The following is a 25702-nucleotide window of genomic DNA, read 5'->3' as shown; positions in this document are numbered from 1 at the left end:
ACCCAGGCGCTGCGTGTCTTGCAGGCCCTCTGTTACACTGCCGACCCACCCGCACCGACCGTACGCAATGGATCGCCCGTACCTGCAGACACTGCTACCCCATCAGGGTCCCGCGCTTTGGCTGGATGCCCTGCTCGATCACGACACCCTGAACATTCAGGGTCTCAGCGCCTGGCACCACCTTGATGCGTTCGGACCCGACGCCCCGGCTTGCCTGTTGTTCGAAGCCGCCGCGCAGTTGTGCGCGGCGCATGGTGCCCTATACGGCGAAGACAGTGCCATTGAAATGGCCTTGATCGGCAAGCTCTCGCAGCTGCAGGTGCATCATGAACCCGCACAGCGCCAGGGCGTTCTGCACATAGCGGCGAACCAGCAAGCCTTGAGCCCCGCCGGCGCGCTCTATGCCTTCAGTATTCATACCGATGAGCGCTTGCTGCTCGACGGCAAACTCCTGCTGGTACTGGTTCATGCTTGAGCTGAACAACCTCGGCTATAGCTACCCCGACGCCGCGCAGCCGGCGCTGCAGAATATCAACCTGCAGGTGCGGGCCGGCGAGTGTCTCGGCCTGCTTGGCAGCAATGGCGCAGGCAAGACTACGCTGCTGTCGCTGCTGAGCGGTGTAATGCAGCCCCAACAGGGTGGTATCCGCTGGCACGGCGAGCGCAGCCTTGGCCTTGTCCCGCAGCAACTGGCGTTCTACGGCGGCTTGAAGGTGCGGGAGAACCTAGAGCTGTTTGCCGACCTTCATCGCTTGCGCGGTGCCGAACGGCGGGCGCGCATGGAGCTGAGCATTGGCTGCACTGACCTTGGCGACAAGCTGCAGCGGCGCGGCGAGCAACTTTCCGGTGGCGAACAGCGCCGCCTGAACTTCGCCATCGGCGTGCTGCAACCGGCGCAGCTGTATCTGTTCGACGAAGCCACCGTGGGCGTCGATGCCAACAGCCGGCAGCTACTGCTGAGTGCGGTCGAGCAGCTCGTTGCCGATGGCAGAAGCGTGATCTACACCAGCCATTACCTCGATGAAGTCGAGCGAGTCGCGCAACGCATCCTGCTGCTGCATGAAGGCCGCATACGCCTCGACCTGGACAAGCGCCAGCTGCTCGGCAACAGCCATGGCCTGCTGCTGGAATGGCCACACCAGCCGCCCGCCGGACTCGATGAGTTGCTGGTGCGCCTGCAGCTGCAAGCCGAGACCTTGCCCCGCGGCCTGCGTGTCGCCGAGCTGAACGGCGCACAATTGCTGGAAGTCGTGGCCTTCATCCAGGCCCAGGACAGGCTGCCATGCCTGCTGCGCTTTGGCCGTCCGTCACTGGAGCAGCTTTACCTGCGCCTCAACGGGGGCCAGCTATGAGGCTGCAAGCGTTGATGCGCAAGGAATGCCTGCTGCTGGTGCGCGACTACCATGCCCTGGCGGTGCTGTTTCTGATGCCGGCACTGTTCCTGCTGCTGATGGCCGGCGCCATGTCCAGCTACCTGCAGGACCAGCCGCCGCCGCTGCAGCTGGTACTCGAGGTGCCGCAGCCCAGCGACTCCAGCGCGGTGTTTCGCGACGCGCTGCAGGCCCAGCTGATCGGCAGCACATTGCTGGATGACAGTGATCGGGCATTGCCACGCATCGGCCTGGCGGATGACTTCGCCGCCACCTTGCTCGACAACCCGCACCGGGGACCTCGTCTGAGCTTTCCGGCGCAGACCGACAACTTGACCCGCCAGCGCCTGCGCAGCGCCGTCACCATCGCCCTGGCGCAGACCCGCTTACTCGCTTATCTGGAGGACAGCGGCGTGGTCGATCCACTGACGCCGCTCGAAGAGCGCCTGCAACTGGCGCAACAGCGCACCCAGAGTCAAAGCGATGAACACGAACTGCTCGCCAGCGGCGATCTGAGCGGCAAGGCCAACGCCAGCCAGTTGAGCGTGCCGGCCTGGCTGATTTTCGGCATGTTCTTCGTCATGCTGCCGATGGCCGCAGGGTTTCAGCTTGAGCAGCAGAGCGGCACGCTGTTGCGGTTCCGCGCCATGGGCCTGAGCCTGAGCAGCCTGGTGATCAGCAAGTTGCTGCCGTACCTGGCGATCAATCTGCTGCAATTCGCCCTGCTGCTGGCCCTCGGCGTCTTCGGCCTGCCGGCCCTTGGCTTGCCCGCACTGAGCCTGCCCGGCAGCCCATTCGCCTATGCACTGCTGGCGCTCAGCCTGAGCCTCGCCACCTGCTGCCTGGGCCTGTTACTGGCAGCCGTGGCGCGCAGCAGCGAGCAGGCGTTGTTGCTTGGTGGCGGGATCAATATCATCCTTGCGGCCATCGGCGGCATCATGGTGCCGAAGAGCGTGATGCCCGAAGCGATGCGCCAGCTCGCCGAGCTGTCACCCATGAGCTGGGCGCTGGACGCCTTTCTCACCCTGCTGGTGGGCCAAGGCTCGCTGGCTGATATCGCGCCCTATTGCGCCCGCTTGCTGCTGTTCGCCGCATTGCTGGGCACCGGCGGGCTGCTTCTGTTCAAACGACGAGTACAGCAAACGCAATGGACCACTCACTACTAGAACAACAACTCAAGCAATTGCTGATCCGCGAGTGCGACAAAGAAGACGATATCGATTGGCAAAGCATCACCGACGATGAACCGCTGTTCGGCCGCCAGAGCCGTATCCAGATGGATAGCCTGGATGCACTGCAGGTCTCGCTGGCCCTGCAGCAGACCTACGGGGTGCGCATCGAAGGCGCGAAAGACGGCCGCCGCATCCTGAACACCATCGCCAGTATTGCCGCCTACATCCGGCAGCACTCGTGACCCCGGTTTACCTGCAACGCGGCGAAATGCGCAGCGCCCTCGGCGCCGACCTGAGCAGCGCCGTCCAGGCACTGGGTCGTGGTGAGCGTCCCCAGGCTGGGCAATTTCTGTTGCATGAAGTGCAGCAGCCGCGCCCCTATCTGAGCGTCGCCGCCAGCGCCGAGTCTCTCGATCAACGTCTCGACCAGCTGCTGCGCGATACCCTGGGCGATGCTGCGCTAGCGCGGGACGACTGCCTGCTGATCATTGCCAGCACCGGCCTGGACATCCAGGCATTGGAGGCCCAGGTCAGCGCTGAACAGGGTTTTCGCCATGAGCACTCCACCCCTCTCGACCTGCTAGCCGATCAATTGCGCCAGCGCTGGGGCTTCGCCGACGCCTTTACCCTCAATACCGCCTGCACCAGCGCCGCCAACGGCTTGCTGTATGGCGCGCGCCTGATCGCCGCCGGGCAACGCAAACGCGCGCTGGTGCTCGCCTTCGAAACACCCAGCGCGCTGGCCATGCAAGGCTTCGGCGCCCTCGACCTGACCAGCCGCAGCGGGCAGTACCGGCCGTTCCATCCGGCGCGCGACGGCCTGATCCTGGGCGAAGTGTATGCCTGCGCCCTGCTCGGCCTAGAACCCGGTCATGCGCCTCTGGCGCGGCTGCTCGGCGGCTTCAGTGCCTGTGATACCAACAGCCTGACGACCACCCGCGAGGACGGCAGCCATATCGACTGGGTGATGCAGCGCGCGTTGCGCAGCGCCAACCGGTCGCCCGCTGAGGTCAGGCTGGTCAAGCTGCACGGCACCGCGACCAGCGCCAATGACCACGCCGAAAGCAATGGCATGCGCCGCCTCTACGGCAACGCCCTGCCGGCGCTGTGCGTACTCAAGCCCTGGCTCGGCCACACCCTGGGCGCCTGCGGGCTAAGCGAAACCTTGCTGCTGGTCGAAGCCCTGCGTCATGGCCAGCTGCCGGGCTGCGACTACGCCGACGAAGCCATGCTGCCGCTGACCGCCGAACCCTTTGGCGACCCCGACGACGTGCTGCTGGCCAACTATTTCGGCTTTGGCGGCAACAATGCCAGCCTGGTGCTGCAAGCCTGCTCGCCGGAGACGTACCCATGAAGGTCATTGCCGCCAGTGAAATTCGCGGGCTGGCCACCACCAGCGACAAGCAGTTGAAGACGGCCCTGGGTCAGTGGCTCGACTGCCCGCCGCGGCGAGTCGACCGCTTGATCCTGCAAGCGCTGCTCGCCGCCGCCGTGCTGAAGAGTCAGGTGCGCAGCGACTGCGGCCTGTACCTCGCCGCGCGCCACCCGGCGCGGCCGACCATGGGCGCGCTGCTGGACGATGTGTGCGTGCAGCACAAACAACCCAAGCCGTTCGAGTTCGTCAACAGCGTCAGCAACGCGGCGGGCTTTCATGTGGCCCAGCAACTCGGCCTCGAAGGGCCGAACCTGTTTATCGGCGCTGGTGCCAACGTCTGGCCGCAGCTGCTGAGCCTTGCTGCGCTGGACCTGCAGGACGCGCTGATCGGCCAGGCTCTACTGCTGCTGTGCGATGAGCGCGTGGATTTCTGCGTACAGGCCGTGCTGCTGGAAGGCGATGAGCCTGGCGCGCCAGCCGCGGGCTTCGCCGCGCTGACGACCGGCATCGAGGTGCAGCGCCTCGACCTGTAGGGTGCGCGGCGCCGCCCAGGCCGTGCGCACCTGATCGCACCGCACGGAGCTTGAGGTGCGCATGGCGCACCCTACGACTCCGGTGACCTACCTCAGCCCCTGTGCTTGGCCCAGGCGCCCAGCTCTTTCATCAATACCCGCTCCTGCCCGGCAATGCCGCGCAGCATTTCGGCGATCGGGCGGAAGTCCGGCGCCTCGCCCTTGTTGCGGCTGGCGCGCACACACGCCGAGGCAAATTGCCGCCAGTTGTCGCCGATAGCGGTCAACTGCACTGACGCTTGTTGCAGCGCGGACTCGCCAAGCTTCTGCCCGGCTTCCTGCAAAAAGCTCGCATACATAAAGCGAAAGCCCGCGCCGCCGGTGCCGATTTCTTCCTGCATGCGCACGATGTGGGTCAGGTACAAGGCGTTGTACTTGGCCTGCGCCGGATCGAGTTTTTCAATCTGCCTGGCCAGGTGCTGGATACCGCGGATGCCGATCCATGGCAGCGGCATACCGTCGAGAATACGCGTGGTGGACAGCACGCTCTGGCGAATCAACTTGGCCCAGTCCTGCTCCAGTGGTACATCGTCGAGCCAGTACATCAGCCCCTTGGCGGCCAGCGCACCCTTGGCGAAACGGGCTTTCTGCAGGTCTTCGGCGGCGCAGCGCACGGGCTCTTCGAACACCGGGTCGCTGATCAGGTATTCATTGCCTTCACGGCCGTAAGCCAGCAGGTTGTGCGCATTGAAGTGAAAGCGCATCTCCGGCGGGAAATACGGCAACCAGAACACCGAGCTCTGCAAGCCGGCCAGCCGCCCTGCGTCCAGCGCCGCATCTAGCTCGCGACGGCCCTGTTCAGGATCGCCGAAGGTACGCGTGTGCAGGCGTGCGCCGAGGCGTTTGCTGAGGGTCTTGATCAGATGCCTGGGCGGCATGCGATAGGCAATCAGCGGCATGCCGCTGAGCTTGACGATCGGCAGATAGGCAAACGCCAGGCCCGAGGCTAGGCCGAACGCCATCGGCTCGCTCATCGGCAGGCCGGCGTGTGTCAGCAGGCTGGCCATCACCCCGCTCTCGCAGTGGGCGCTCTGGCGGTGCTCGAAACGGCTCATGCCATGTCCTTCTGATAAGTAAGCAGTTGCTCGACCGGCAGGCCAAACGCCTCCGCGTAGCGCGCCAGGATCGCGGCCGACAGGCGTCGATAGATGGCGGGCCGGAAATGCCGGCGGATGCGCCATTGCCATAACCCGGTGATTTGCGCGAGTGCCGGTTCGTCGAGCCGATAGCGGTACATCAGGCACTTCAGCGGCGACTGCTCGCCACGCTGCCAGGCGGCGAGCGCCTCCGCCTCCTGCGCCTGCAACTCGGCTACCGCCAGTTGCGTGGCATACGCCTCAGGCGCCCAGCCGTCGCTCTGCGCGCCCTGATAGTGGCCGCTGGCGTCGACGGCATACACCAGCTTGCAGTGGCCACCGTAGGTTGAACTGTGATCCTGAGGCACGTCATCAAGCTTCATTGCCAACCACCGTCAGGTGCATAAAGGCGCTGGAAAAGCGCCCGCTTTCAGGAACGTAACAAAGCATCCGCTCGCCAGCGCGCAGGCGGCCGCTGCTGAACAATTCCTCAAGCATGATGAAAATCGAGGCGGCGCCGGTGTTGCCCTTGCTGGTCAGGTTGGTGAACCAGCGCTCCTGTGGAATCGACAAACCGACATTGGCCAGACCGGCCGCCAGGCGCTCACGGAAGTATTCGGAGGAATAGTGCGGCAGGAAGTGATCGATGGCGTCGACGTGCAACGGGCGCCGCGCCATGATCCGCTGCAGCGTCTGCTCCACGGTGTATTTGACGATATTGTCGTTGAGCAGTTTAACGTCCTGCTTGATTGCCATCACCGAGCGGCTGTTGCGCGCCTCGCCATCGAAGCGGCTCCAGCCGGTCAGACGCCCGTTCTGCATGTCGGCGCCGGCATACATGCAAGGCGGCATCTGATCGGCAAACGAGAGGATGTCGATCCAGTCGATGCGCAGGCTCAGGCCGTGCGTATTCGGCTCAGCCTGCAGCCAGACGGCGCCCGCGCCATCGGAGAGCATCCAGCGCAGAAAATCCTTCTCGAAGGCGATTTCCGGCTGGCTGTGCAACTGCTCGACCCGGCTCTCGTACTCATCGTTGAAGTTGTGCGCGAGCATCAGGCTGGACGCAAGTTCGGAACCGCACGCCACGGCATTTTGACTCTCGCCGCTGGCAATGCTCATCCAGGCGTATTTCAAGGCGGTCATCCCGCACAGGCAGATGCCCGCAGTGGATACCACCTCGCATGGCGGGTTGCCCAACTCCCCCTGCACCATCACGGCGTGGTTGGGCATGACCTGATCCGGCGAGGAGGTACTGGCGACCAGGCAATCGAGGTTGTGCATGTCGAAGCCGGGACCTAAAAGGCCGCGCACCGCCGCGGCACTGAGCTGGGCATTGCTCATGCTCGGTGCACCCGTCTGTGGATCGATCGCGTAGTGGCGCTGCTGGATGCCGTTGCGCCGCAATACCAGGCTGCGCGCCCGCGAAGGCTTGCCGCCGACCAGACCAAGGCGGGCTTCCATCTGCTCGTTGCTGACCGGTTCGTGGGGCAGGAACGCGCTGATGCGATTGATGAATACAGGTAGTACCACGGGAGTTCCTCGGGTCACTTCACTCGCCGGACGGGCCGGCAAAGTAGGCCTTCTTCTGTTGCATGCGCGCTTTGAACAGCGGCGCCAGCAACTTTTTCAACAGGCTGCTGAGCGGCACGACGGTGACGATCAGGCACAACAGAAAAACGATATAGAGCACCAGCCCGGCAGCGCGACGACGGCTCTGCTGTGGGCCCAGCGCCGCGAGCAAACGACTCCACAGCTGGAAGCTGCGATTGCCGACCGTCTCGCTGCCAATCAACGCCTCATCGATACGCACAGCGCCCAGGCCCTTGAGCATGGGCTGTTCAATCGGTGATTCGTCGGCAGTCAGGCGCAGCGCCATGGCGTCGCCGAAACGGCGGGCGGCGGCAATCTCCGCCTCGTCGATGCCGGCGCGCGGTACCCAGCCGTAAGGTTTCTGCCGCCCGGTGAACATCCACAGGGGCGTCGCCAGAAAGCTCGCGGCGGTGCCACAGGCGTCGGTCAGGGCGATGTTGTCCACCAGTCGGGCGCCGAGTTCGGTCAGGCGTTGCTTGACCTTCTCCTGGGCCATCAGCCACATATTGCGACAGCCGATCAAGGTCACCACGGGCGTACCTTTGAGCAACCTGGCGGCTTGGGGCGAGGCGAGGAAACTGGTCATCGGTTGCGACGGCGCGAGGAACCAAACCTGATACGCCAGAATCACAAGGTCGTAGCGCTTGTCCGCATCGACCGCCATCGGCCGCAAGGGCTGCGGGCGCATCAACACGGTCTCGGGGAATATCCGGAAAAAACCGAGAAACGGCCAGGGAAACGGATAAGGTTGTGCAGGCTGGAGGTTAAGGAAATCCACCTGAATCGCCGTCTGCTGCAATAATGGCGCGCACACCGACTGCATCAGCCGATCGAGCTGGCCGGTTTGTGAATAATGGACCACCAGTACCTGTCGCATTCCTAGCAACTACCCGCCAAAAAATGACCGAATTATGCCACAGCGTCTTCGCCAAACCGTAACAAGGATCGGCTACAGCCCACTGTTTATGCTGCTGTTGGTCTGCTCCTCGACACATGCGGGCGACATTTTGGTCAATATCGATGCCGATCAGGCCAGTGGCACCGTGTATGTGGCGTTGATGCAAGGCGACTCGCAGGATTGGCCAACAACTCCGCTTCGCCAAGCCACGCTCACGGACGGCGTTGCGCGGCTGTCCGATGTAGCGCCGGGCGGCTATGCCATCCAGGTCTATCAGGACCGCAATGGCAATGGCCGGCTGGACCTCAGCCGGCGAGGCATCCCCCAGGAGCCGGTCGGCTTTTCAGGCAATCCGGTGCTGGCCAGGGGCAAACCAACACCGGCGAGCTGCCGGTTCGAACACGCCAAAAACGACACGCTGATCCATATCAAACTGCAGAGCAACCGAAAGCCCTAAGGCTTCGCGGGCATTTCGTCGTCCGCGGCGCGCCAGATCAACTCGGCGGTGTCGTAACCCCGCAGCCTGGCTTGCTCAAGCATTAGCGCCTGGGTCACTTCGGGCACCTGCGCCTGACGCGAGAGCAGCCACAGGTACTCGCGATTGGGGTGCCCTACCAGTGCGGTCCGATAATCAGAATCGAGGTAAAGCACCCAATACTCGCCCCTGGCAACGTCGGGCAGCAACTTGCTGAACCAGTTGTCGAAGCGAACCCAGAGCTTGTCGGTGCGCCCTTCGACCTGAGCGCTGGCCTGGCCACGCGCCTCGATGGTCTCGCCGTCCGCAGTGCGGCAGCGATTGGTAACAGCCATGGTGCCATCGGCTTGCAACTGGTAATGAGCTTCGGACTGTTTGCACTTGCGCTGGAAAAACATCGGCAAGCGCGCCAACTCGTACCAGGTGCCCTGATAGCGCTGCAGATCCACATCACCGGCCGTGCTCGGTGGTTCACCCTGGTTCGACGAGCCTGTGCACGCCACCAGTGCCAACGTCAGCGCGAGCAAGCTGACGCCGTTGCGTAGACGCGTCATTTCAAGCCCTGGCCGGAAAACATCATGACGTTGTCACCTGCGAACTGCACGCTGATAAAAGCCGTCTCGTCGCCCCAGGTGCAACTGGTCAGGCCTATCGCCCCCGCACACTCGCGGGGCTTGCCCAGCAGGCTCTCGACTTCAGCCTTGGGCATGCCGGCTTTGATCTTCGAATAGTTTTCCTGATTGACCTTGCTGCACGCAGCAAGCAGCAGACAGGCACTCAGTAATACAAGATTACGCAGCGACATGAAGTACTCCGGATTGAAGGTCTTGTTGGCTGAGCTTGGCACAGGCGCAGCATGTTCGGCGATCAGAAGTGCGAGCCAGGCTGTGTCAGAAACAACGCCTCGGCCTGACTCGACGGCCTCCCCAAGATGGCATTGCGGTGAGGAAAGCGCCCGAACCGGGCAATCACCTGCAAATGGCGGTTGGCAAAATCCAGGTAGTCGTTGAATAACTGCCGCTCGGACGCCGGCACACAGTCACGCAACCGGGTAAAACATTCGACAGCCTGGCGTTGCCTGGCGAGGTCTTCGGCATGTTCGAGGACAAGGTAGATGAACACCCGCTGGATCGGCTCCAGCTGGGTGTCCAGTCCCCTGTTCATGCCCTCGACCACCACTTCGAGTGCCCGACCATCACCCGAAAACGCGCGAGGCGTGTCGCGGAAAATCATCCGCGGCAATTGGTCGAGCAGCAACACTTCAGCGAGCCAGCCGTCGGGCTGCTCGCGCCAGTGCTTGAGCTCACCCGCCAGGGCCTGCTCGACCGATTCGGCAAAGCGCGTACGCGCGTCGGCATCCTGCGCATCCTGCTTGCCGAACCACAGCGAACTGCGCGCCGCAGCGACTTCGGCAGCCGTTGTGATGGGGCCGAACCACCAATCGAGCAACGCCTGCCACGCCATTGCGACTACTCCTGGTGATACGCGGTGACGCGCTCGACTTCCTCTTTAGAACCGAGGAACACGGCGACACGCTGGTGCAACGAGGTCGGCTGGATATCGAGGATGCGCTGCTGGCCGTTGGTGGCTGCACCGCCCGCCTGCTCGACGATGAACGCCATCGGGTTGGCCTCATACATCAGACGCAGCTTGCCTGGCTTCTCAGGCTCGCGGCTGTCACGCGGGTACATGAACAGGCCGCCACGAGTCAGGATACGGTGTACATCGGCCACCATCGCCGCAACCCAGCGCATGTTGTAGTTCTTTTCCAGCGGCCCGCTTTTACCGGCCAGCAGCTCATCCACATAGCGCTTCACAGGGGCTTCCCAGTGACGCTGATTGGACATGTTGATGGCGAATTCCTGGGTGGTTTCCGGCACTTTGATGTTGTCGTGAGTCATCACGAAGCTACCCAGCTCGCGGTCCAGGGTAAAACCCTTGACGCCATTGCCCAGCGTCAGCAGCAGCATGGTTTGCGGGCCGTAGATCGCGTAACCGGCACACACCTGCTCAGTGCCCGGCTGCAGGAACGCTTCCTCGCCGAGGTCGCCGCAATCGCCATTGCGGTCCGGGCAACGCAGCACCGAAAAGATGGTGCCGACCGAAACGTTCACATCGATATTGGAGGAGCCGTCCAGCGGGTCAAATACCAGCAGATAGGCGCCTTTCGGGTAGCGACCTGGAATCTGATAGGCCTTGTCCATTTCCTCGGACGCCATGCCCGCCAGGTGGCCGCCCCATTCGTTGGCTTCAAGAAGAATCTCGTTGGACAACACATCCAGTTTCTTCTGCACTTCACCCTGCACGTTCTCGGTTTCCATACTGCCCAGCACGCCGCCCAGCGCACCTTTGGATACCTGATGACTAATGGCCTTGCAGGCCCGCGCTACTACTTCGATAAGAAAACGCAAATCGGCGGGGGTGTTATGACTGCGGGTCTGCTCAATGAGGTAGCGACTCAGGGTAACGCGCGACATAGAAGGCTCCGGGAAGGAAAGAAATCGCGCGCAGTCTAAACCTTTATGGGCGGCGGCGCCTCTTGCCGCCGCCCATCGGTATTACCAGTCCAGGCTCAAGGACAAGCTGATGCCCTGCTGCTGATCATCTTCACCTCGGCGCAAGCTGTAGGCACCACTGAGGGCCAGGTCGCTTGTCAGCTGCTGGCGGACGCCAAGGCTGGCTCGATCCAGACGATCATCGGGTTGATAACCCTGCAACGTGAAGTCGAGGCTCGGCAAGCTGTTGAGGGCCATATCAACCTCACTGCTGTCATCCTCGAACTCTTTTTCGCGAGCGATTTCCGCAAAGAGCTGGGTATTCGCCGTAACCGCCCAGCGCCCCTGCAAACCAATGCCAAGGCGCTTGGAGGTACGTTCCTGATCACCGAAGGTAAGCGCCGTAGCACTTGAGCTCGATTCCGAATAACCATCGACTTCGACTCGCGCGTAGTCAGCACTGATAAACGGGCTCAGATGCCATTCACTACCTGGCTGGGCGATGTCGTAACCGACCCGGCCGCTCAATGCCCAAAGTTGACCTTCGCTGTCCCCTTCCTGACCCACATCGACAATACCGAGGCTGAAATTACGCTGCAGATCCCGATAGTCGAGGTAGCCGGCACTGGCTGAAAGGTCCGCCCACCAGCGATTCTGCTGATATTGGGCAAATGCGGTGCCCAGGTAGCTGCGCATGTCGTAATCCGAATCGGCATTGCCAGCTTCCAGCTCCTGCTCGTATAGGCCGAGCGATACACCTACGCGCCAGGCCTCGTCGATCCGATAACTGCTACCGACGTTAAGGCTGTAACCGTCGCCATCGGCATCTGCGGAGGCGTCTTGCGAGTCGAAGTCGAGACGCTGTCCGGAAGCGGACACCATCGACCGCCACTGGCCAACTGGTTGCCAGGCTTCCCAATCTCCCAGAAGCTGCGCACGCAGTTGGTCTTGATGCGAACGCAGGGTGCCGTGCGCCATTTCCGGCAGCAAACTCAGCTCCCAGGGAGCGGCCAGTAGCGAGTAGGTGTAATCAGCAAAGATTTGCTGCACGGCAGTTGTCGGATGGACGCTATCGTTAAACAACAGCTTGGTTGGGTCGGGCGTCGCACTGTTGATACCCCACGTAGCGTTTTCGTTGGCGCACCCGTCGAAACAGGTTCCGATCAAATCCTGGGTCGCGTCAAAACCTAAAAATTCTGCATTTTCAAGCACTTCACTGAAAAGCGCTGGCACATTAAGGGGAATGATCTGGGCGTCGATCCCCTCTAGTCTACGAATCAGTTCGACATTGAATTCACTGCCAATCTGAGAAATGGCCGGGGCCAAGCCGGTACCGGAAATTGCCGGAGTGCGACCTACGTCAGGAAGTAGTGACACAACGATATAGCGCGCGCCTGCACCTTGCAGAGCCGCTACACCATCAGCCAGACGTCCTGCGGAAACGGCTGCACCGTCGGTAAAAATGGTGCCTTGCAAGAAATCGTTACCGCCACCGTTCACGTAGAACAGCGTGTTGGAATCGAGCGTCTGCCCACGGCTGCTCAGATCGGCCAAGAAACCGCCCGGCGCAGTGATCGAGTCGAGAATCTGGTCGGTCCGAAAACCACCAACAGCCCAGTTGGAACCCTCATCAACACCAGCAACTTCGGAATCTGAAGGCGTTTGCGGCCCCAAACCCAGTTGCTCACCCAACAGCATCGGTGAAGTAGACCCGAAAATTTCGCCGCTGCCTGGCTGATAAGTCGGCCCAACTCGGTTGGTGAAACGACGCGTTGCACCAGGTGGACCATCCGGATCAGCAAATTGACCGGCATCGCTGAGGCTGTCGCCGAAGACAACCAGACCAGAGTAAGGCGCCGCCAGGGTTATTGAAGAAACTGATGCAAGCAGGCACGCCGCCGCTAGTGGAGTTAGAAGACGTTTCACGGGATACCCCTGATTATTTTTATTGGACTGTACTAACGCTGAATGTAATTAGATTTGTGAACCAATGCACCACCCGCTGCGCAGAGTCACCCGTTTGGGTGAATCAAACGGCGCAATTCTTCGCTGGTCAGTCTTACGGTTGTAGCGCACGCCTATGAAAAGCCGACCAGCCAGCAGAAGTTTGTTCACAAATTCACCAGCGCCGCTATCATCCTCCGCCGCTTAACCATCCATGCCGAACCTGATGAAAAACAACCTGATCGCCGCCGCAGAAATCGACCGCCTGGACACCTGGGCGAAATACACCGCTGATATGTGCCACAGCTGTATATCCAGTTGCTGCACGCTGCCGGTGGAAGTGCGCCTCAAAGACCTGATCAGGATTGGCGTGGTGGACGAGTTCGAGCGCGACGAGCCGCCCAAGAACATTGCCAAGCGCCTGCAGAAGGACGGCATCGTCGAACGCTTCAACCAGAAATCGGGGATCTTCACCCTCATCCGCATGAGTAATAACGACTGCCTCTATCTGGATCGCAAGACGCGCCTGTGCACCATTTACGACAAGCGCCCCGACACCTGTCGCAACCATCCGAAGATCGGCCCGCGCCCCGGCTACTGCGCCTACAAGCCAAAAACCTGAATGCCACCTGGGCCGAGCGCCTCGGCCCAACGGCGTATGAGCGCCGGCTTAGCGGTCTTCGGGCTTGGCCCGCAGCAGACTGATCGCCATCAGCGCCAACAGGCCGACCCCGGCGAGCAGCACGCCCCAGAGTCCCAAACGCTTCCAGTCGAATGCGCCCTGCTGCTCGACAGCCGCAGCTACTTCGCCGGTTGGCGCAGACGCTGCGGTCGCCAAGCCTAACGTGGCCAGGCGCGGCTCATCGTATCCAGGAATCAGCGTGCTCAGCGGCAGATCGGCCGCTTTGCCTGCGGCATTGCCGATCGCCAGGGTATAGGGCGGTGTGCCCCTGGCCAGGAACACCAGCTCGGTCGAGCGAATGCCGATGCGGATGGTCGGCGACGCCCCCAGACCACCGCCGCGTTCATCCACCAACAGTCGCAACTGGCGCACGGGTGCACCGTACAGCTCCAGCTCGTTATGCAGGACGTCCTTGCCATTCTGCGGCAAACGATAAAGCAGGCCGCGCGCCAGTGGTTGCCATTGCACCTCGCCGTCACGCCGCCCGACAACGCTGACGGGCGCCAGGCTGTTAGCCTCGGTCAAGCCGACTTGGATGCGCTGCAACGGCAGCGCGGATGGCAGAACCCAGGTGTATTCGGCGGCTTTGACGCTGCTGGGCGTCAGCTCCGCCGACCAGGTCAGAGGCTCGGGCAGCAGGTCGCCGCTGGCGCTGAGCACATGCGCAGAGACCAGCTGTGGCGCCTGTTGATCTCCCAGCCACAGCAAACGCAGGTAACGGGCGGTCTGCCGCGGCAAGTCGATCTTGCGCTGATCAATCCGCTCATCGGCAAACGACAAGCGGGCGATCTGCCCCTCACCCCAGGTGCGCCATTGCTGCAGATCGTCGCTGGCCTCGATGGAAAACCGCTGGAAGCCCTCGCGCTCGCTGCTCCAGTCAAGAATCAGCGCGTGCAAGGGTGCGGTGACGGCGCTGGTATCCAGCAGCCAACCCCGCAGTTCTTGTTGAGCGCCAACTGGCGTGCTCTCAGGCACCACTTCGATCAGCGTGCCAGCGGTGCTGCGCTGTACCCGTATGCCAAGTGCCTGCTCGGCATCGCGCGGCCCCTGCAGCGGGAACCACTTCACCGCCGTTTCGGTAGGCGTCTCGCGTGGCCGGGCACTGCCGTGGACCAGGGCATAGGCCTGCGCCTGGCCTTCGCCGTTGAACACCCGCAGATCACGCAGATCGGCGTAGCGCGCCGCCAGGTGCACGTCCATCGGCAACGCCAGGCGGTACCAGGGCCCTTCACCACTGAGGGTAAGCGGTGCACGAACCGCATAGTCGCTCGCCTGCTCCTGCGCGCCAGCTGTGGCTATGGTCGTGCCGGCAACCCACACCAGCATGGCCAGGGACACTTTCCGTAGTACCGCATTCATACCTGTACCTGCTCCGTATCGGCGACCGACCGCTTCGGCGGCAACGGCGCGAAATAACCGACGATCAACAGCAACACGCCCACCCCGATAAACGAGACGATGCGCTCCAGCCCGCCCTGGTTGCCCAGTTCGACGAAAAACAGCTTGGCCACCACCACGCCGATCAAGGCGGCGCCCACCAGCCACAGACCTCGTCGCGCGCGAAGATGGCCGACGATCATCAGCGGCAGGGCAATCAGGGTCCAGACGATGGAAAGACCGGCCTGCACCAGCATCGATGCCAGCAACAGATCCAGGTAATAGGGCACGCCGCCCCAGTGGTGAGCGGTGCGGAACACTGCCGCGGTCAACAATGCGAACAGCGAAATTCCGGCCACCAGCTGCGCCGCCTGGCCGCCGCCCCAATTCGCCAGGCCCAGCTGCGGCAAGCCACTGCGCAACCATTGGTAGACCGCGAGCAGCGCCAGCAACAGGCCCAGTTCCAGGGGATTTATCAGTGGCAGATAAGGCAACGGCTCGGCTGCACCGTCGCTGGCAATGTTGGCCAGCCAGAACCAGCCCAGCATCAACAGCGCCAGTGGCGCCGCGGCCAGCACGCGGTATTCGCGCGGATACACCGCCACCGGCCACGGCCATTGCCGCGGTGCGGCCATCAGCAACAGATAAACGCTTGGCAACAGTGCCCAACCCAGCCAGCGCCAGGCGTTGTATTGCTCGGACAGCATGAACAGCAGGTAGCGCAACTCGAGGGCCAGCACGCCCACGATCAACCAGCAACCCGATACGTGAACGGCGCTGATCACGCCCACCGGCAGCAGCCCTTCGAGACGCCGCAGCGACAGCAGGTGCACGGCAAACAGAATGCCCCAGGCGAGCCAGCCGAAATCCGCCGCCGGGTGATAGGTCGGTTGCCAGGCGTGCAGCAGCGTCACCACCGCAGCGGGTACCAGTAGCGTGCACAGCATCGCCATCGCCGACCATTGCAGGCGCACCGCGAGCAATCCCCACAGCGCGACGCTCAGCGCGGCGCCCAGCAACAGCGCCGAAGTACGCAACTCCGGTATGACGAAACGCAGGACTTCGCCGGCCAGAGCCAGCACCCACCAGGCCGCGCCCCACACCACCAGCAACTGCGACAAGCGCTGCAGGCTGAGCGCCGGGAGCGCGCCGTCCGGTTCGCGGCGGGCGACCTGCCGCACGCGCCAGGCGCCGATCAGAGCAGCGAGAGCCAGTACGGCAGGCGTCCAGAACCCTGCGTGGGCGAGCGGACGCAGGCCCTCGCCGCCCAGTTGCGCGAGCAGCAAGGGGCTCGCCAACAGAAACGACGCCCCGCCGAATACCTGCAGCAACAGGCCGAAGACAAAGCTGGCGCGCTGCCGCACATGCAGGCTCAGCCAGATGATCAACAAGCCACTGCCGCCCCAGACCGCACTGGCGCTCTGCCAAGGCAGGACAAACAGCACGGCGAAGTTGATAAACAGCAGCCCCACCAACAGCACCAGCGAGAGTGCACGCAGCAAGCGGCGGTCTCTGCTGACCTGCTCGTTCCGCGCCGCCAGCAACATGCCGCCGATCAGCGCCAGGCCGATCACCGAGGCACTCAGCAAGCCACGCCAGCCGGCGCCAAAGGCTCCGCTACCGAGACCGGAGGCGCCGTCCAGCTGCAGCAGGAATACGGCGCCGCCAAGCAGTTGCACCGCGAAGGAGGTGAACAGAAAGGTGCGCGATTGCAGGCGCAGCCCCACCAGCAACGTCGCCAGGCCCGCCAGCGCCCAGCTGATGGCCGTGGCTTCGGCGTTGAAACACAGTGGCGCGATCAAGTACAGAAATCCCAGCCCCGTGCAGGCCAGCAATGGCATGCCGCGACGCTCCCAGGCCGAGCAGTGAGCTGCCTCAGCTTGTCGCAAGTTCCAGAAGCTGAACAACAGCGCAGCGCCCAACATCAGTGCGCCAAGCGGCGGACCTGCGAGAAGGCTGTCGACGCCATCGCGCACTTCACCAATGAACGCCAGCGCCGCACCAGCCTGCAACAGCAAGGCGAAGCCCCGGGCGAGCGGACGTCGCTGACGCAGCCCAAGCCAGAAGATGCCTGCGCCTTCCACCGCCCAGGCGGCAGAGGTCCAGCGCGCGTCGAGCCCCAGCGGAATCGCCAGGGTGCCGAACACCACGCCCAATGCCAGGCAGGTCTCCACCAACAGCAGCGCACGGCCGCCGGTGCGCTTGGCCAGCACCACTGCCAGGCCCATGTAAAACAACCCCAGCGCCAATGCGCTGAACGCGGCGGCGAACTCGATGTGCTGCACCAGCGCGTATTGCAGACCAAACCCCACCAAGGGCGGGCCGAACAGAATGGTCCCGTCAACGTAGTCACCCTGACGCGCCGACCAGCGCAGCAGGGCGTCCCGTTCGCTCGGCGCATCTGCCGCTTCGCGTAGCTTGCGACGGGCAAAGAGCAAGCCGATGGCCACGTACATAAGGAAAAACAGCACCAGGAACGGCTCACTGCTCCAGAGCAGCTCCGGGGTGTAGGAGCGCATGCCCCACGCGAAGCTAATGCCAAACGTGCAGATGAAGCCGATCAGGTTGAGCAGGCGCCAGGCCTTGAACCAGGCGATGGCGAAGACGCCGCTGTTGAGCAGGATGAAATAGGAAAACAGCGCCACATGGTCGCCGCTGCCGGTGGAGGTCAAAATGGGCGCAGCGAATCCGCCCAGTACCGCGGCCGCCGCCAAACCCAGAGCGTTCTGCATCACCGCGAGAATCGCCGAACAGACCGTCACCACGACCAGCAGCGCCAACGCCATCTTCGGGTCGAGCAGCGGGTGCAAACGCATCGCGGCGAAAACCGTCAGGTACATCACGGCGATCCCGGCGCCTTGCAGCATCAAGCCATAGCTCGGGTTGCGCCGCCGCAGCCACCACCCCAGGCCGAGCAAGGCAATCGCACTGGCCGCGACGCCGGCGTAGCGCAACTGCACAGGCACCACCATGCCCTCGGTGGCGTAGCGCAGCAGAAAAGCCAGACCGAGGAACAGCAACACCACACCGATGCGCAACACGGTATTGCCGCCAAACAACCAGTTCTGGGCGGCGCGCAGCACCCGCCCGATAAGCGAAGGCCTGGCAGGTTTGCGGGGGGTGGCGGGCCTGCTCTCGGCGCTGACCGGCTCGGCCGTCCACTCGCGCGCACGAGCCTGTTCGGCGGCGATGGCGAACGCAGGTTCCGGGGTGATCAGCTCGGCAGGCAACTCCCAGTTCAGGGTCGGCTCGTCGACGGGAGCCGAGTCGTTGCCAGCTGGACGTTGCGCGACTATGGGCGGCCCAGGCTGGCTGACCGGTTCGGGGGCTGAATCGCCCTGCTCGACCTTGAGCAGGCGCTCATGGATCGCCGAAGTGCCTTGCTCGAAGCGCTGGGCAAAGCCCTTCAACTCCGCGAGCAGTTCGGCGTTCTGCTTTTCCAGCCCGGCGATCTTCAGTGCCTGAGCGAACGCCAGGCCGAGCAAGCCACCCAACAAGGCGCCGGTTACCGACTCGCCCACGAGGGCGCCGATGACCAGGCCAACCAGCATGAAAATCCATTGCATGCAGTAATTCCCTATAACCGTTGTGCAGAAGCGCTATGCCCCGGCCACCGCGACCTCGCGCAGGCGGCAAGGCGCCAGTATATCGGGCGGATCGGGCGCACTTATACAGACGAATGCCGGGCGCTTCACAGGCACACCAAATTCATTCGCTGCGACAAACGCGAGCGATGACGCCTGATGGTTTACGCCCCCGACACGGGCGGAGGTGGATAATCAGCAGCCAATAAAAAGCCCCCGCCAACTCGCGTTGGCGGGGGCCTCTAGTCAGCCAGAGCTAGATCAGTTCTTGGCTTTCTTCGCGGCGCGGGTACGTTCGCCTTCGTCGAGGATCTTCTTGCGCAGACGGATCGACTTCGGCGTGACTTCGCACAATTCATCGTCCTGGATGAATTCCAGCGCCTGCTCCAGGGTGAACTTCACCGGAGGAACCAGGGCGATGGTTTCGTCCTTGCCGGAAGCACGCATGTTGTCGAGTTTCTTGCCTTTGGTTGGGTTCACACCCATGTCGTTGTCGCGGCTGTTTAGACCGACGATCTGACCGTTGTAGATTTCCTGGCCGTGCTCGACGAACAGCTTGCCGCGCGCCTGCAGGGTTTCCAGGGAATAGGTCAGGGCTTTGCCGGTCTCGACCGACACCAGTACGCCGTTCTGACGACCGGACATGGTGCCGGACTTCATGGTGTCGTAACGGTCAAAGATCGAGGTCAGGATGCCGGCACCGTTGGTCAGGGTCAGGAACTGGTTACGGAAACCGATCAGACCGCGAGCCGGGATGTTGTACTCAAGGCGTACACGGCCCTTGCCATCCGGCACCATGTTGCTCAGGTCGCCCTTACGCAGGCCCATCTCTTCCATGACCTTGCCTTGAGCGTCCTCAGGAATGTCGATGGTGACGTTCTCGAACGGCTCCTGCTTGACGCCGTTGACTTCGCGGATGATCACTTCCGGGCGGCCAACGCCCATTTCGAAGCCTTCGCGACGCATGGTTTCGATCAGTACCGAGAGGTGCAGCTCGCCGCGGCCTGAGACCTTGAACTTGTCGGCGCTGTCGCCTTCTTCGACACGCAGGGCCACGTTGTACAGCAGCTCCTTGTCCAGACGCTCCTTGATGTTGCGGCTGGTGACGAACTTGCCTTCCTTACCACAGAACGGCGAATCGTTGACCTGGAAGGTCATGGATACGGTCGGCTCGTCGACGGTCAGCGGCTTCATCGCTTCGACATGGTTGATGTCGCACAGGGTGTCGGAGATGAACAGCTGGTCCATGCCACTGACGCAGACGATGTCACCGGCGGTGGCTTCTTCAACGTCGATGCGGTGCAGGCCGTGGTGACCCATCAGCTTGAGGATCCGACCATTGCGCTTCTTGCCTTCGGCGTCGATGGCGACCACCGGGGTGTTCGGCTTGACGCGACCACGGGCGATACGGCCAACGCCGATGATGCCGAGGAAGCTGTTGTAGTCCAGTGCGGAAATTTGCATCTGGAACGGACCGTCGATATCAACCTTAGGGGACGGCACGTTGTCCACGATGGACTGGTACAGCGGGGTCATGTCTTCGGCCATCTCGGTGTGGTCAAGACCGGCAATGCCGTTCAGGGCCGAGGCGTAGACGACTTTGAAGTCCAGCTGTTCTTCGGTAGCACCGAGGTTGTCGAACAGGTCGAAGATCTGGTCCAGAACCCAGTCTGGACGCGCGCCCGGACGGTCGACCTTGTTGATCACCACGATCGGACGCAGGCCGGCTTCGAAGGCCTTCTTGGTCACGAAGCGGGTTTGCGGCATCGGGCCGTCTTGGGCGTCGACCAGCAGCAGTACGGAGTCAACCATCGACATCACGCGCTCAACTTCACCGCCGAAGTCGGCGTGGCCGGGGGTGTCGACGATGTTGATGTGGTAGCCGTTCCAGTTGATCGCGGTGTTCTTCGCGAGAATGGTAATGCCGCGCTCTTTTTCCTGGTCGTTGCTGTCCATCACGCGCTCATCGTTGAGCTCGTTGCGCTCAAGGGTGCCGGACTGGCGCAGGAGTTTGTCTACCAGGGTGGTCTTACCATGGTCAACGTGGGCAATGATGGCGATGTTGCGTAGATTTTCGATCACGTGTGTATCTCGATCAGAGGATTCGGTGTGCCGCTTAGTCTAGGCGGCGGATATTAACTAAATGCGAATTCGGCCAGGCGGCGCACCAGCGCGGTGGCTCTTACGCCGCCTGTGGGTCGGGAGGGCGATGGCGGATACTGCCGCCATTCAACCCGGGCGTCTTATGTCGGACGATAAACGCGCACATTGGCATACCCCTCGCTGAGCAAATGGTGGGCATGCAGACGACTCATGACGCCTTTGTCGCAATACAGCAGGTATTGGCGGGTGGCATCCAACTCTTTGAAGCGGCTGTTCAGGGCATAGAACGGCAACGCTTGCACCTCGACGCCGGGCAGCTGCAGGGGCTCCTCCTCGGCGCTGTCGGGGTGACGGATATCGATCACCACATGGCTGGCGAGCGCCTCGCTGAGCTCTTCGACCTTGACGTCCTTGCCCAGTTCGTCGATCACCTTGTCGATTGGCAGCAAGGTCGCCCGCTCCAACGCGCGCTCAAGGATGGCCATGTCGAACTGGCGCTCCTCATGCTCAATTCGGTCCTTCTTGGCCTTGGTGGTCGGGTTGACCGAAATCACCCCGCAGTATTCCGGCATGTGCTTGGCGAATTCCGCAGTGCCGATCTGGGTGGCCGTATTGATGATGTCCTGCTTGTGGCTGGCGATCAGCGGGCGTAGCACCAGCATATCGGTGGCCGAGTCGATCACCGACAGGTTCGGCAAGGTCTGGCTCGACACCTGGGAAATCGCCTCGCCGGTCACCAGGGCATTGATCTGCAATTGCTCGGCCATACGCGTCGAGGCGCGCAGCATCATGCGCTTGAGGATCACGCCCATCTGGCTGTTGTCGACCTTGCCGAGAATCTCGCCGAGCACTTCCTCGAACGGCACACTGATAAACAATACGCGCTGGGAACTGCCGAACTTCTGCCAGAGGTAATGCGCCACTTCCATCACCCCCAGCTCATGGGCGCGGCCGCCTAGATTAAAGAAGCAGAAGTGGGTGACCAGGCCGCGGCGCATCATCTGATAGGCGGCAACCGTGGAATCGAAGCCGCCGGACATCAACACCAGGGTCTGCTCTAGCGAGCCGAGTGGATAACCGCCCAGGCCTTCGTGCTGATGATGAATGACGAACAGGCGCTGGTCGCGGATTTCCATGCGCACCACAACGTCCGGGTCTTTCAGCGAGATGCCGGCCGCGCCGCACTGCTGGCGCAGCTGGCTGCCGACATAGCGTTCGATATCCATGGAACTGAAGCTGTGTTTGCCGGCACGCTTGCAGCGTACGGCGAAGATCTTGCCGGGCAATTGATCGGCGAAATGCAGCTTGCACTTCTCCAGCACGTCATCGAAATCGCCCAGCGGGTATTCATCGACCTGAAGGAAATGGGTGATGCCTGGCGTGCAGCTGAGGCGCTCGATCATCGCCTGGAGGGTTTTCGCTTCGCTGACCTGGGTTTCGACCTCAAGGTTGTCCCACACGCCGCTGACCTGCAGCTGCGGATCGAACTCACGCAAAACCGAACGAACGTTCTTCGCCAGCTGCCGGATAAAGTGCTTACGCACCGGCCGACTTTTGATGGTGATTTCCGGGAAGACTTTAACGATCAGTTTCATGAAAACAGGGGGCGCCAGGACAGCCAAAAAACAGGGGCGCGGATTATAGCGGAAATTGCTCAAGCTTTGATCAAAAATACTCAACCACAGAACGAGAGACCCATTTTGGTGCGCAAGGAAAATATCTCGACCCAATATGGTGCAAATATTTATTGCTGACCCATAGCAGGCCCGCGCCAGCCCTGCGCTGCAGCCAGCTTCCCCATTGCGGGGCACTGGCATGCAATTTGCTCTCTTGTGAGGCAGGTTGCCCTGGAGGACTATGCCGCCGGGCTGCACCGCATTATTGAGGGCTCACCATTCGAGCCTCATCCACCTGGAGGACAGCATGTCGAAGTCGATTCAATTGATCAAAGAACACGACGTGAAGTGGGTTGACCTGCGCTTCACTGATACCAAGGGCAAACAGCATCACGTGACCATGCCGGCCCGTGACGCTCTGGACGAAGACTTCTTCGAACACGGCAAGATGTTCGACGGCTCCTCCATTCATGGCTGGAAAGGCATCGAAGCCTCCGACATGATCCTGATGCCGGTTGACGATACCGCCGTGCTGGACCCGTTCACCGAAGAGCCGACCCTGATTCTGGTCTGCAACATCATCGAGCCAAGCACCATGCAGGGCTACGACCGCGACCCGCGCTCCATCGCGGCCCGCGCTGAGGAATTCCTCAAGTCGACCGGCATTGGCGACACCGTATTCGTGGGCCCGGAGCCTGAGTTCTTCATCTTCGACGAAGTGAAGTTCAAATCCGACATCTCTGGTTCGATGTTCAAGATCTACTCCGAGCAAGGCTCCTGGATGTCTGATCAGGACGTCGAGGGCGGCAACAAGGGCCATCGTCCGGGCGTCAAAGGTGGCTACTTCCCGGTTCCGCCATTCGACCATGATCATGAAATCCGTACTGCCATGTGTAACGCCATGGAAGACATGGGCCTGGTTATCGAAGTGCATCACCACGAAGTGGCGACTGCTGGCCAGAACGAAATCGGTGTGAAGTTCAACACCCTGGTTGCCAAGGCTGACGAAGTTCAGACCCTGAAGTATTGCGTGCACAACGTGGCCGATGCCTACGGCAAAACCGCGACCTTTATGCCGAAGCCGCTGTACGGCGACAACGGTTCGGGCATGCACGTGCACATGTCCATCTCCAAAGATGGCAAGAACACCTTCGCTGGCGAAGGCTATGCCGGCCTGTCGGATACCGCCCTGTACTTCATCGGCGGCATCATCAAGCACGGCAAGGCACTGAACGGCTTCACCAACCCGTCGACCAACTCCTACAAGCGTCTGGTCCCAGGTTTCGAAGCGCCAGTGATGCTGGCCTACTCGGCACGCAACCGTTCGGCTTCGATCCGTATTCCGTACGTTTCCAGCCCGAAAGCCCGCCGTATCGAAGCACGCTTCCCGGATCCGGCTGCCAACCCGTACCTGGCCTTCGCAGCGCTGTTGATGGCCGGCATTGACGGCATCCAGAACAAGATCCACCCCGGCGATGCTGCCGACAAGAACCTGTACGACCTGCCGCCAGAAGAAGGCAAGCTGATCCCGCAAGTGTGCGGCAGCCTGAAAGAAGCCCTGGAAGAGCTGGACAAGGGCCGCGCGTTCCTGACCAAGGGCGGCGTGTTCTCCGACGACTTCATCGATGCTTACATCGAGCTGAAGAGCGAAGAAGAAATCAAGGTCCGTACCTTCGTACACCCACTGGAATACGAGCTGTACTACAGCGTCTAAGCCAGTAAGCAGCATAAAAGGCCACCTTCGGGTGGCCTTTTATATTGGCTATGTCGCCGCACCCTGTTGCGCTCAGGCATTGGCGCCCAGCTGCAGGACTAATTCGCAGAGTACGCAGGGCGCCTCCCAGGCCGTGCGCATCGACATGAACACCACATCAACACCAACACCGGTGCCGCCACAGACGCCTGGTGCGCACAGCGCACCCTACCGATTGCGCCCGCTGCAAGCAGTGTCATGCTTGCCCGAGGCTAACCACCTGACGCTGTCACCCCGGTTTGGTGCACCAATCCACGCAGCAACATCAGCACCCTTGCCAGAAAGGCCCGCCGGTGCAAGTCTTAACGGCACAATTCTCGGGAGATTGGCCATGCGCCTGTTACTCACCTGCCTGCTGCTGAGCCTCGCGATCCCTGCGGCGGCGCAGATCTATAAATACACCGATGCCAACGGCAACACCGTCTTCACCAACCAGCCACCGGAAGGCACCGATGCGCAAAGCGTCGAGCTGCCGCAAACCAATACTGTCGAAATGCAGGTACCCAGCCCGGCGCCGACAAGCAGCGAGGCGCCGGACGAGACGACCCCGCCTTACCAGGTACTGCGACTGACCAACATTCCCGACGACGAGGCGCTACGCGCGAACAACGGTACCTTTACCGTCGGCGTCGAAATCCAGCCGCGCCTGGCCAGCGCCCATCGTCTGCGCCTATTGCTCGACGGCAAGCCCTATGGCCAACCGAGCAATGTCACCCAGCTGCAACTGGTCAATCTCGACCGTGGCGAACACAGCCTGGCGGTCGAGGTGTTGAGCGGCGAGCGCTCGATCCAGCAAAGCGCCACCGAGACCTTCACCGTGCAGCGGGTGCACACCGGCAGCCCGGCGCTGCGTCCGCCACCCCCCAAACCCAAACCAAAACCGGCGCCCTAAATCATGCGCACTCTGCTTTTCTGCCTGCTGATCCTGAGCCTGCCTGCGGCTGCCCAGGTGTATACCTATATAGATGCCGAGGGTAATCGGGTCTTCACCGACAAGCCACAGCAGGGCGATGCCGAAACGGTGCAGCTGGCGCCCGCCAATGGTATGGGTGCGCCTGCCAGTGTGCCCGCCTACGTCGAGCCACCCACCGCTGCGCCGGCGCTTGCCTACCAGATGCTGCGCATTCTGATACCCAACCCTGATGCGACCATCCGCGACAATGCCGGCAATCTGATTGTTACCGCCAACAGCGAACCTACCCTGCATCCAGGGCATGGCTACCGTCTGCTGCTCGATGGCGCCGCAGTCGGCGAAGCCGGCCGCAGCCCGGTTTTCACCCTGGAGAACATCGACCGTGGTACCCATCAGTTGGCAGTGGAAATCGTCGATGCCCAGGGCCGCACCGTGGAACGCACGCCCAGCCAGCCGTTTCATATGCTTCGCATCTCCCTGGCGCAGAAGCGCATGGTCAAGCCCTGCAAAAAAGCTGACTACGGCGTGCGTCCGGAATGCCCGCTGAAAGACAAGCCACCGGAAAAGAAAGACATTCCCTTCGTCCCCTTCATCTAATCCAGCGCAGCGCACCAAAGCGGTGCGCTTCTTGCCCGGCATTTCTATACTCTCCCTGTTTTGGGTCGCGCTACATCGCCCAGCTGCGCAGTAAAGCAGCCAACGCTCGG

General features: G+C 62.1%; 24 protein-coding genes. 11 read left to right on the top strand and 13 right to left on the bottom strand.

Annotated features, from left to right (window positions below; genetic code table 11):
* Positions 1–67 precede the first annotated feature (67 nt).
* From ACX0MV_RS02845 to ACX0MV_RS02820, 6 genes are read left to right on the top strand one after another with little or no spacing between them, the layout of a single operon-like run.
* The gene (locus ACX0MV_RS02845) at positions 68–475 is read left to right on the top strand and encodes an ApeP family dehydratase (protein WP_458980982.1); all 408 of its coding nucleotides are present in this window, start codon (positions 68–70) and stop codon (positions 473–475) included.
* Positions 468–1352, top strand: coding sequence for an ABC transporter ATP-binding protein (locus ACX0MV_RS02840; protein ID WP_458980981.1), 885 nt, complete (start codon positions 468–470; stop codon positions 1350–1352). Before ACX0MV_RS02845 ends, ACX0MV_RS02840 begins: the two co-directional genes overlap by 8 nt.
* Positions 1349–2536, top strand: coding sequence for an ABC transporter permease (locus tag ACX0MV_RS02835; protein ID WP_458980980.1), 1188 nt, complete (start codon positions 1349–1351; stop codon positions 2534–2536). The genes ACX0MV_RS02840 and ACX0MV_RS02835 overlap by 4 nt, the downstream gene beginning before the upstream one ends.
* Positions 2518–2784: an acyl carrier protein gene (locus tag ACX0MV_RS02830; protein ID WP_458980979.1), complete on the top strand. Its 267-nt coding sequence runs from the start codon at positions 2518–2520 to the stop codon at positions 2782–2784. The genes ACX0MV_RS02835 and ACX0MV_RS02830 overlap by 19 nt, the downstream gene beginning before the upstream one ends.
* Complete coding sequence (locus ACX0MV_RS02825; protein WP_458980978.1) at positions 2781–3896, top strand: beta-ketoacyl synthase N-terminal-like domain-containing protein; 1116 nt, start codon at positions 2781–2783, stop codon at positions 3894–3896. The genes ACX0MV_RS02830 and ACX0MV_RS02825 overlap by 4 nt, the downstream gene beginning before the upstream one ends.
* On the top strand, positions 3893–4450 hold the full coding sequence (locus ACX0MV_RS02820) for a hypothetical protein (RefSeq protein ID WP_458980977.1): 558 nt from the start codon (positions 3893–3895) through the stop codon (positions 4448–4450). Before ACX0MV_RS02825 ends, ACX0MV_RS02820 begins: the two co-directional genes overlap by 4 nt.
* A gap of 92 nt (positions 4451–4542) precedes the next feature.
* Here ACX0MV_RS02820 and darH read toward each other — a convergent pair whose 3' ends face one another.
* Genes darH through ACX0MV_RS02800 form a run of 4 tightly spaced genes read right to left on the bottom strand, consistent with a single transcriptional unit; the run spans position 4543 to position 8032 of the window.
* Positions 4543–5544 (bottom strand): BtrH-related acyltransferase DarH, encoded by a 1002-nt coding sequence (darH, locus tag ACX0MV_RS02815; RefSeq protein ID WP_458980976.1) that lies wholly within the window; start codon positions 5542–5544, stop codon positions 4543–4545.
* On the bottom strand, positions 5541–5948 hold the full coding sequence (locus ACX0MV_RS02810) for a DarG family dialkylresorcinol biosynthesis protein (RefSeq protein WP_458980975.1): 408 nt from the start codon (positions 5946–5948) through the stop codon (positions 5541–5543). Before ACX0MV_RS02810 ends, darH begins: the two co-directional genes overlap by 4 nt.
* Positions 5938–7095, bottom strand: coding sequence for a beta-ketoacyl-ACP synthase III (locus ACX0MV_RS02805; RefSeq protein WP_458980974.1), 1158 nt, complete (start codon positions 7093–7095; stop codon positions 5938–5940). Before ACX0MV_RS02805 ends, ACX0MV_RS02810 begins: the two co-directional genes overlap by 11 nt.
* 19 nt (positions 7096–7114) lie before the next feature.
* Entirely contained in the window at positions 7115–8032 is a 918-nt protein-coding gene (locus ACX0MV_RS02800; protein WP_458980973.1) for a dialkylrecorsinol condensing enzyme, read from the bottom strand.
* Between the two features lie 34 nt (positions 8033–8066).
* Between ACX0MV_RS02800 and ACX0MV_RS02795 the strand changes: the two genes are divergently transcribed.
* On the top strand, positions 8067–8510 hold the full coding sequence (locus ACX0MV_RS02795; RefSeq protein WP_458980972.1) for a DUF2141 domain-containing protein: 444 nt from the start codon (positions 8067–8069) through the stop codon (positions 8508–8510).
* Here ACX0MV_RS02795 and ACX0MV_RS02790 read toward each other — a convergent pair.
* The 5 genes from ACX0MV_RS02790 to ACX0MV_RS02770 all read right to left on the bottom strand — a co-directional run bounded on the left by ACX0MV_RS02790 (position 8507) and on the right by ACX0MV_RS02770 (position 12949).
* Positions 8507–9082, bottom strand: a complete 576-nt coding sequence (locus tag ACX0MV_RS02790; RefSeq protein ID WP_458980971.1) for a lipocalin family protein — start codon at positions 9080–9082, stop codon at positions 8507–8509. The two genes, ACX0MV_RS02795 and ACX0MV_RS02790, sit on opposite strands and share 4 nt — an antisense overlap.
* Positions 9079–9333: a hypothetical protein gene (locus tag ACX0MV_RS02785; RefSeq protein WP_458980970.1), complete on the bottom strand. Its 255-nt coding sequence runs from the start codon at positions 9331–9333 to the stop codon at positions 9079–9081. The genes ACX0MV_RS02790 and ACX0MV_RS02785 overlap by 4 nt, the downstream gene beginning before the upstream one ends.
* Before the next feature lie 62 nt (positions 9334–9395).
* Positions 9396–9992, bottom strand: a complete 597-nt coding sequence (locus tag ACX0MV_RS02780) for a DUF924 family protein (RefSeq protein WP_458980969.1) — start codon at positions 9990–9992, stop codon at positions 9396–9398.
* Positions 9993–9997: 5 nt separating this feature from the next.
* Positions 9998–11005: a class 1 fructose-bisphosphatase gene (locus ACX0MV_RS02775; protein ID WP_458980968.1), complete on the bottom strand. Its 1008-nt coding sequence runs from the start codon at positions 11003–11005 to the stop codon at positions 9998–10000.
* An 81-nt stretch (positions 11006–11086) separates the two neighbouring features.
* Positions 11087–12949, bottom strand: a complete 1863-nt coding sequence (locus ACX0MV_RS02770; protein ID WP_458980967.1) for an autotransporter domain-containing protein — start codon at positions 12947–12949, stop codon at positions 11087–11089.
* 241 nt (positions 12950–13190) lie between these two features.
* Between ACX0MV_RS02770 and ACX0MV_RS02765 the strand changes: the two genes are divergently transcribed.
* Entirely contained in the window at positions 13191–13589 is a 399-nt protein-coding gene (locus ACX0MV_RS02765; RefSeq protein ID WP_458981743.1) for a YkgJ family cysteine cluster protein, read from the top strand.
* Between the two features lie 48 nt (positions 13590–13637).
* On the opposite strand, the gene ACX0MV_RS02760 is transcribed toward ACX0MV_RS02765, so the two are convergent.
* The 4 genes from ACX0MV_RS02760 to thiI form a co-directional block, all read right to left on the bottom strand.
* The gene (locus ACX0MV_RS02760; RefSeq protein ID WP_458980966.1) at positions 13638–15008 is read right to left on the bottom strand and encodes a DUF3999 domain-containing protein; all 1371 of its coding nucleotides are present in this window, start codon (positions 15006–15008) and stop codon (positions 13638–13640) included.
* On the bottom strand, positions 15005–18592 hold the full coding sequence (locus ACX0MV_RS02755) for a DUF2339 domain-containing protein (protein ID WP_458980965.1): 3588 nt from the start codon (positions 18590–18592) through the stop codon (positions 15005–15007). Before ACX0MV_RS02755 ends, ACX0MV_RS02760 begins: the two co-directional genes overlap by 4 nt.
* Before the next feature lie 279 nt (positions 18593–18871).
* Positions 18872–20692: a translational GTPase TypA gene (gene typA / locus ACX0MV_RS02750; RefSeq protein ID WP_458980964.1), complete on the bottom strand. Its 1821-nt coding sequence runs from the start codon at positions 20690–20692 to the stop codon at positions 18872–18874.
* 161 nt (positions 20693–20853) lie between these two features.
* Entirely contained in the window at positions 20854–22308 is a 1455-nt protein-coding gene (thiI, locus tag ACX0MV_RS02745; RefSeq protein WP_458980963.1) for a tRNA uracil 4-sulfurtransferase ThiI, read from the bottom strand.
* 328 nt (positions 22309–22636) lie between these two features.
* Between thiI and glnA the strand changes: the two genes are divergently transcribed.
* The 3 genes from glnA to ACX0MV_RS02730 all read left to right on the top strand — a co-directional run bounded on the left by glnA (position 22637) and on the right by ACX0MV_RS02730 (position 25592).
* On the top strand, positions 22637–24043 hold the full coding sequence (glnA, locus tag ACX0MV_RS02740; RefSeq protein WP_458980962.1) for a glutamate--ammonia ligase: 1407 nt from the start codon (positions 22637–22639) through the stop codon (positions 24041–24043).
* Positions 24044–24413: 370 nt separating this feature from the next.
* Complete coding sequence (locus ACX0MV_RS02735; RefSeq protein ID WP_458980961.1) at positions 24414–24974, top strand: DUF4124 domain-containing protein; 561 nt, start codon at positions 24414–24416, stop codon at positions 24972–24974.
* A 3-nt stretch (positions 24975–24977) separates the two neighbouring features.
* Positions 24978–25592, top strand: coding sequence for a DUF4124 domain-containing protein (locus ACX0MV_RS02730; protein ID WP_458980960.1), 615 nt, complete (start codon positions 24978–24980; stop codon positions 25590–25592).
* Positions 25593–25702 lie beyond the last annotated feature (110 nt).

The organism is Pseudomonas cistanchae (assembly GCF_054483635.1).
This window is presented reverse-complemented; position numbering and strand designations above follow the sequence as displayed.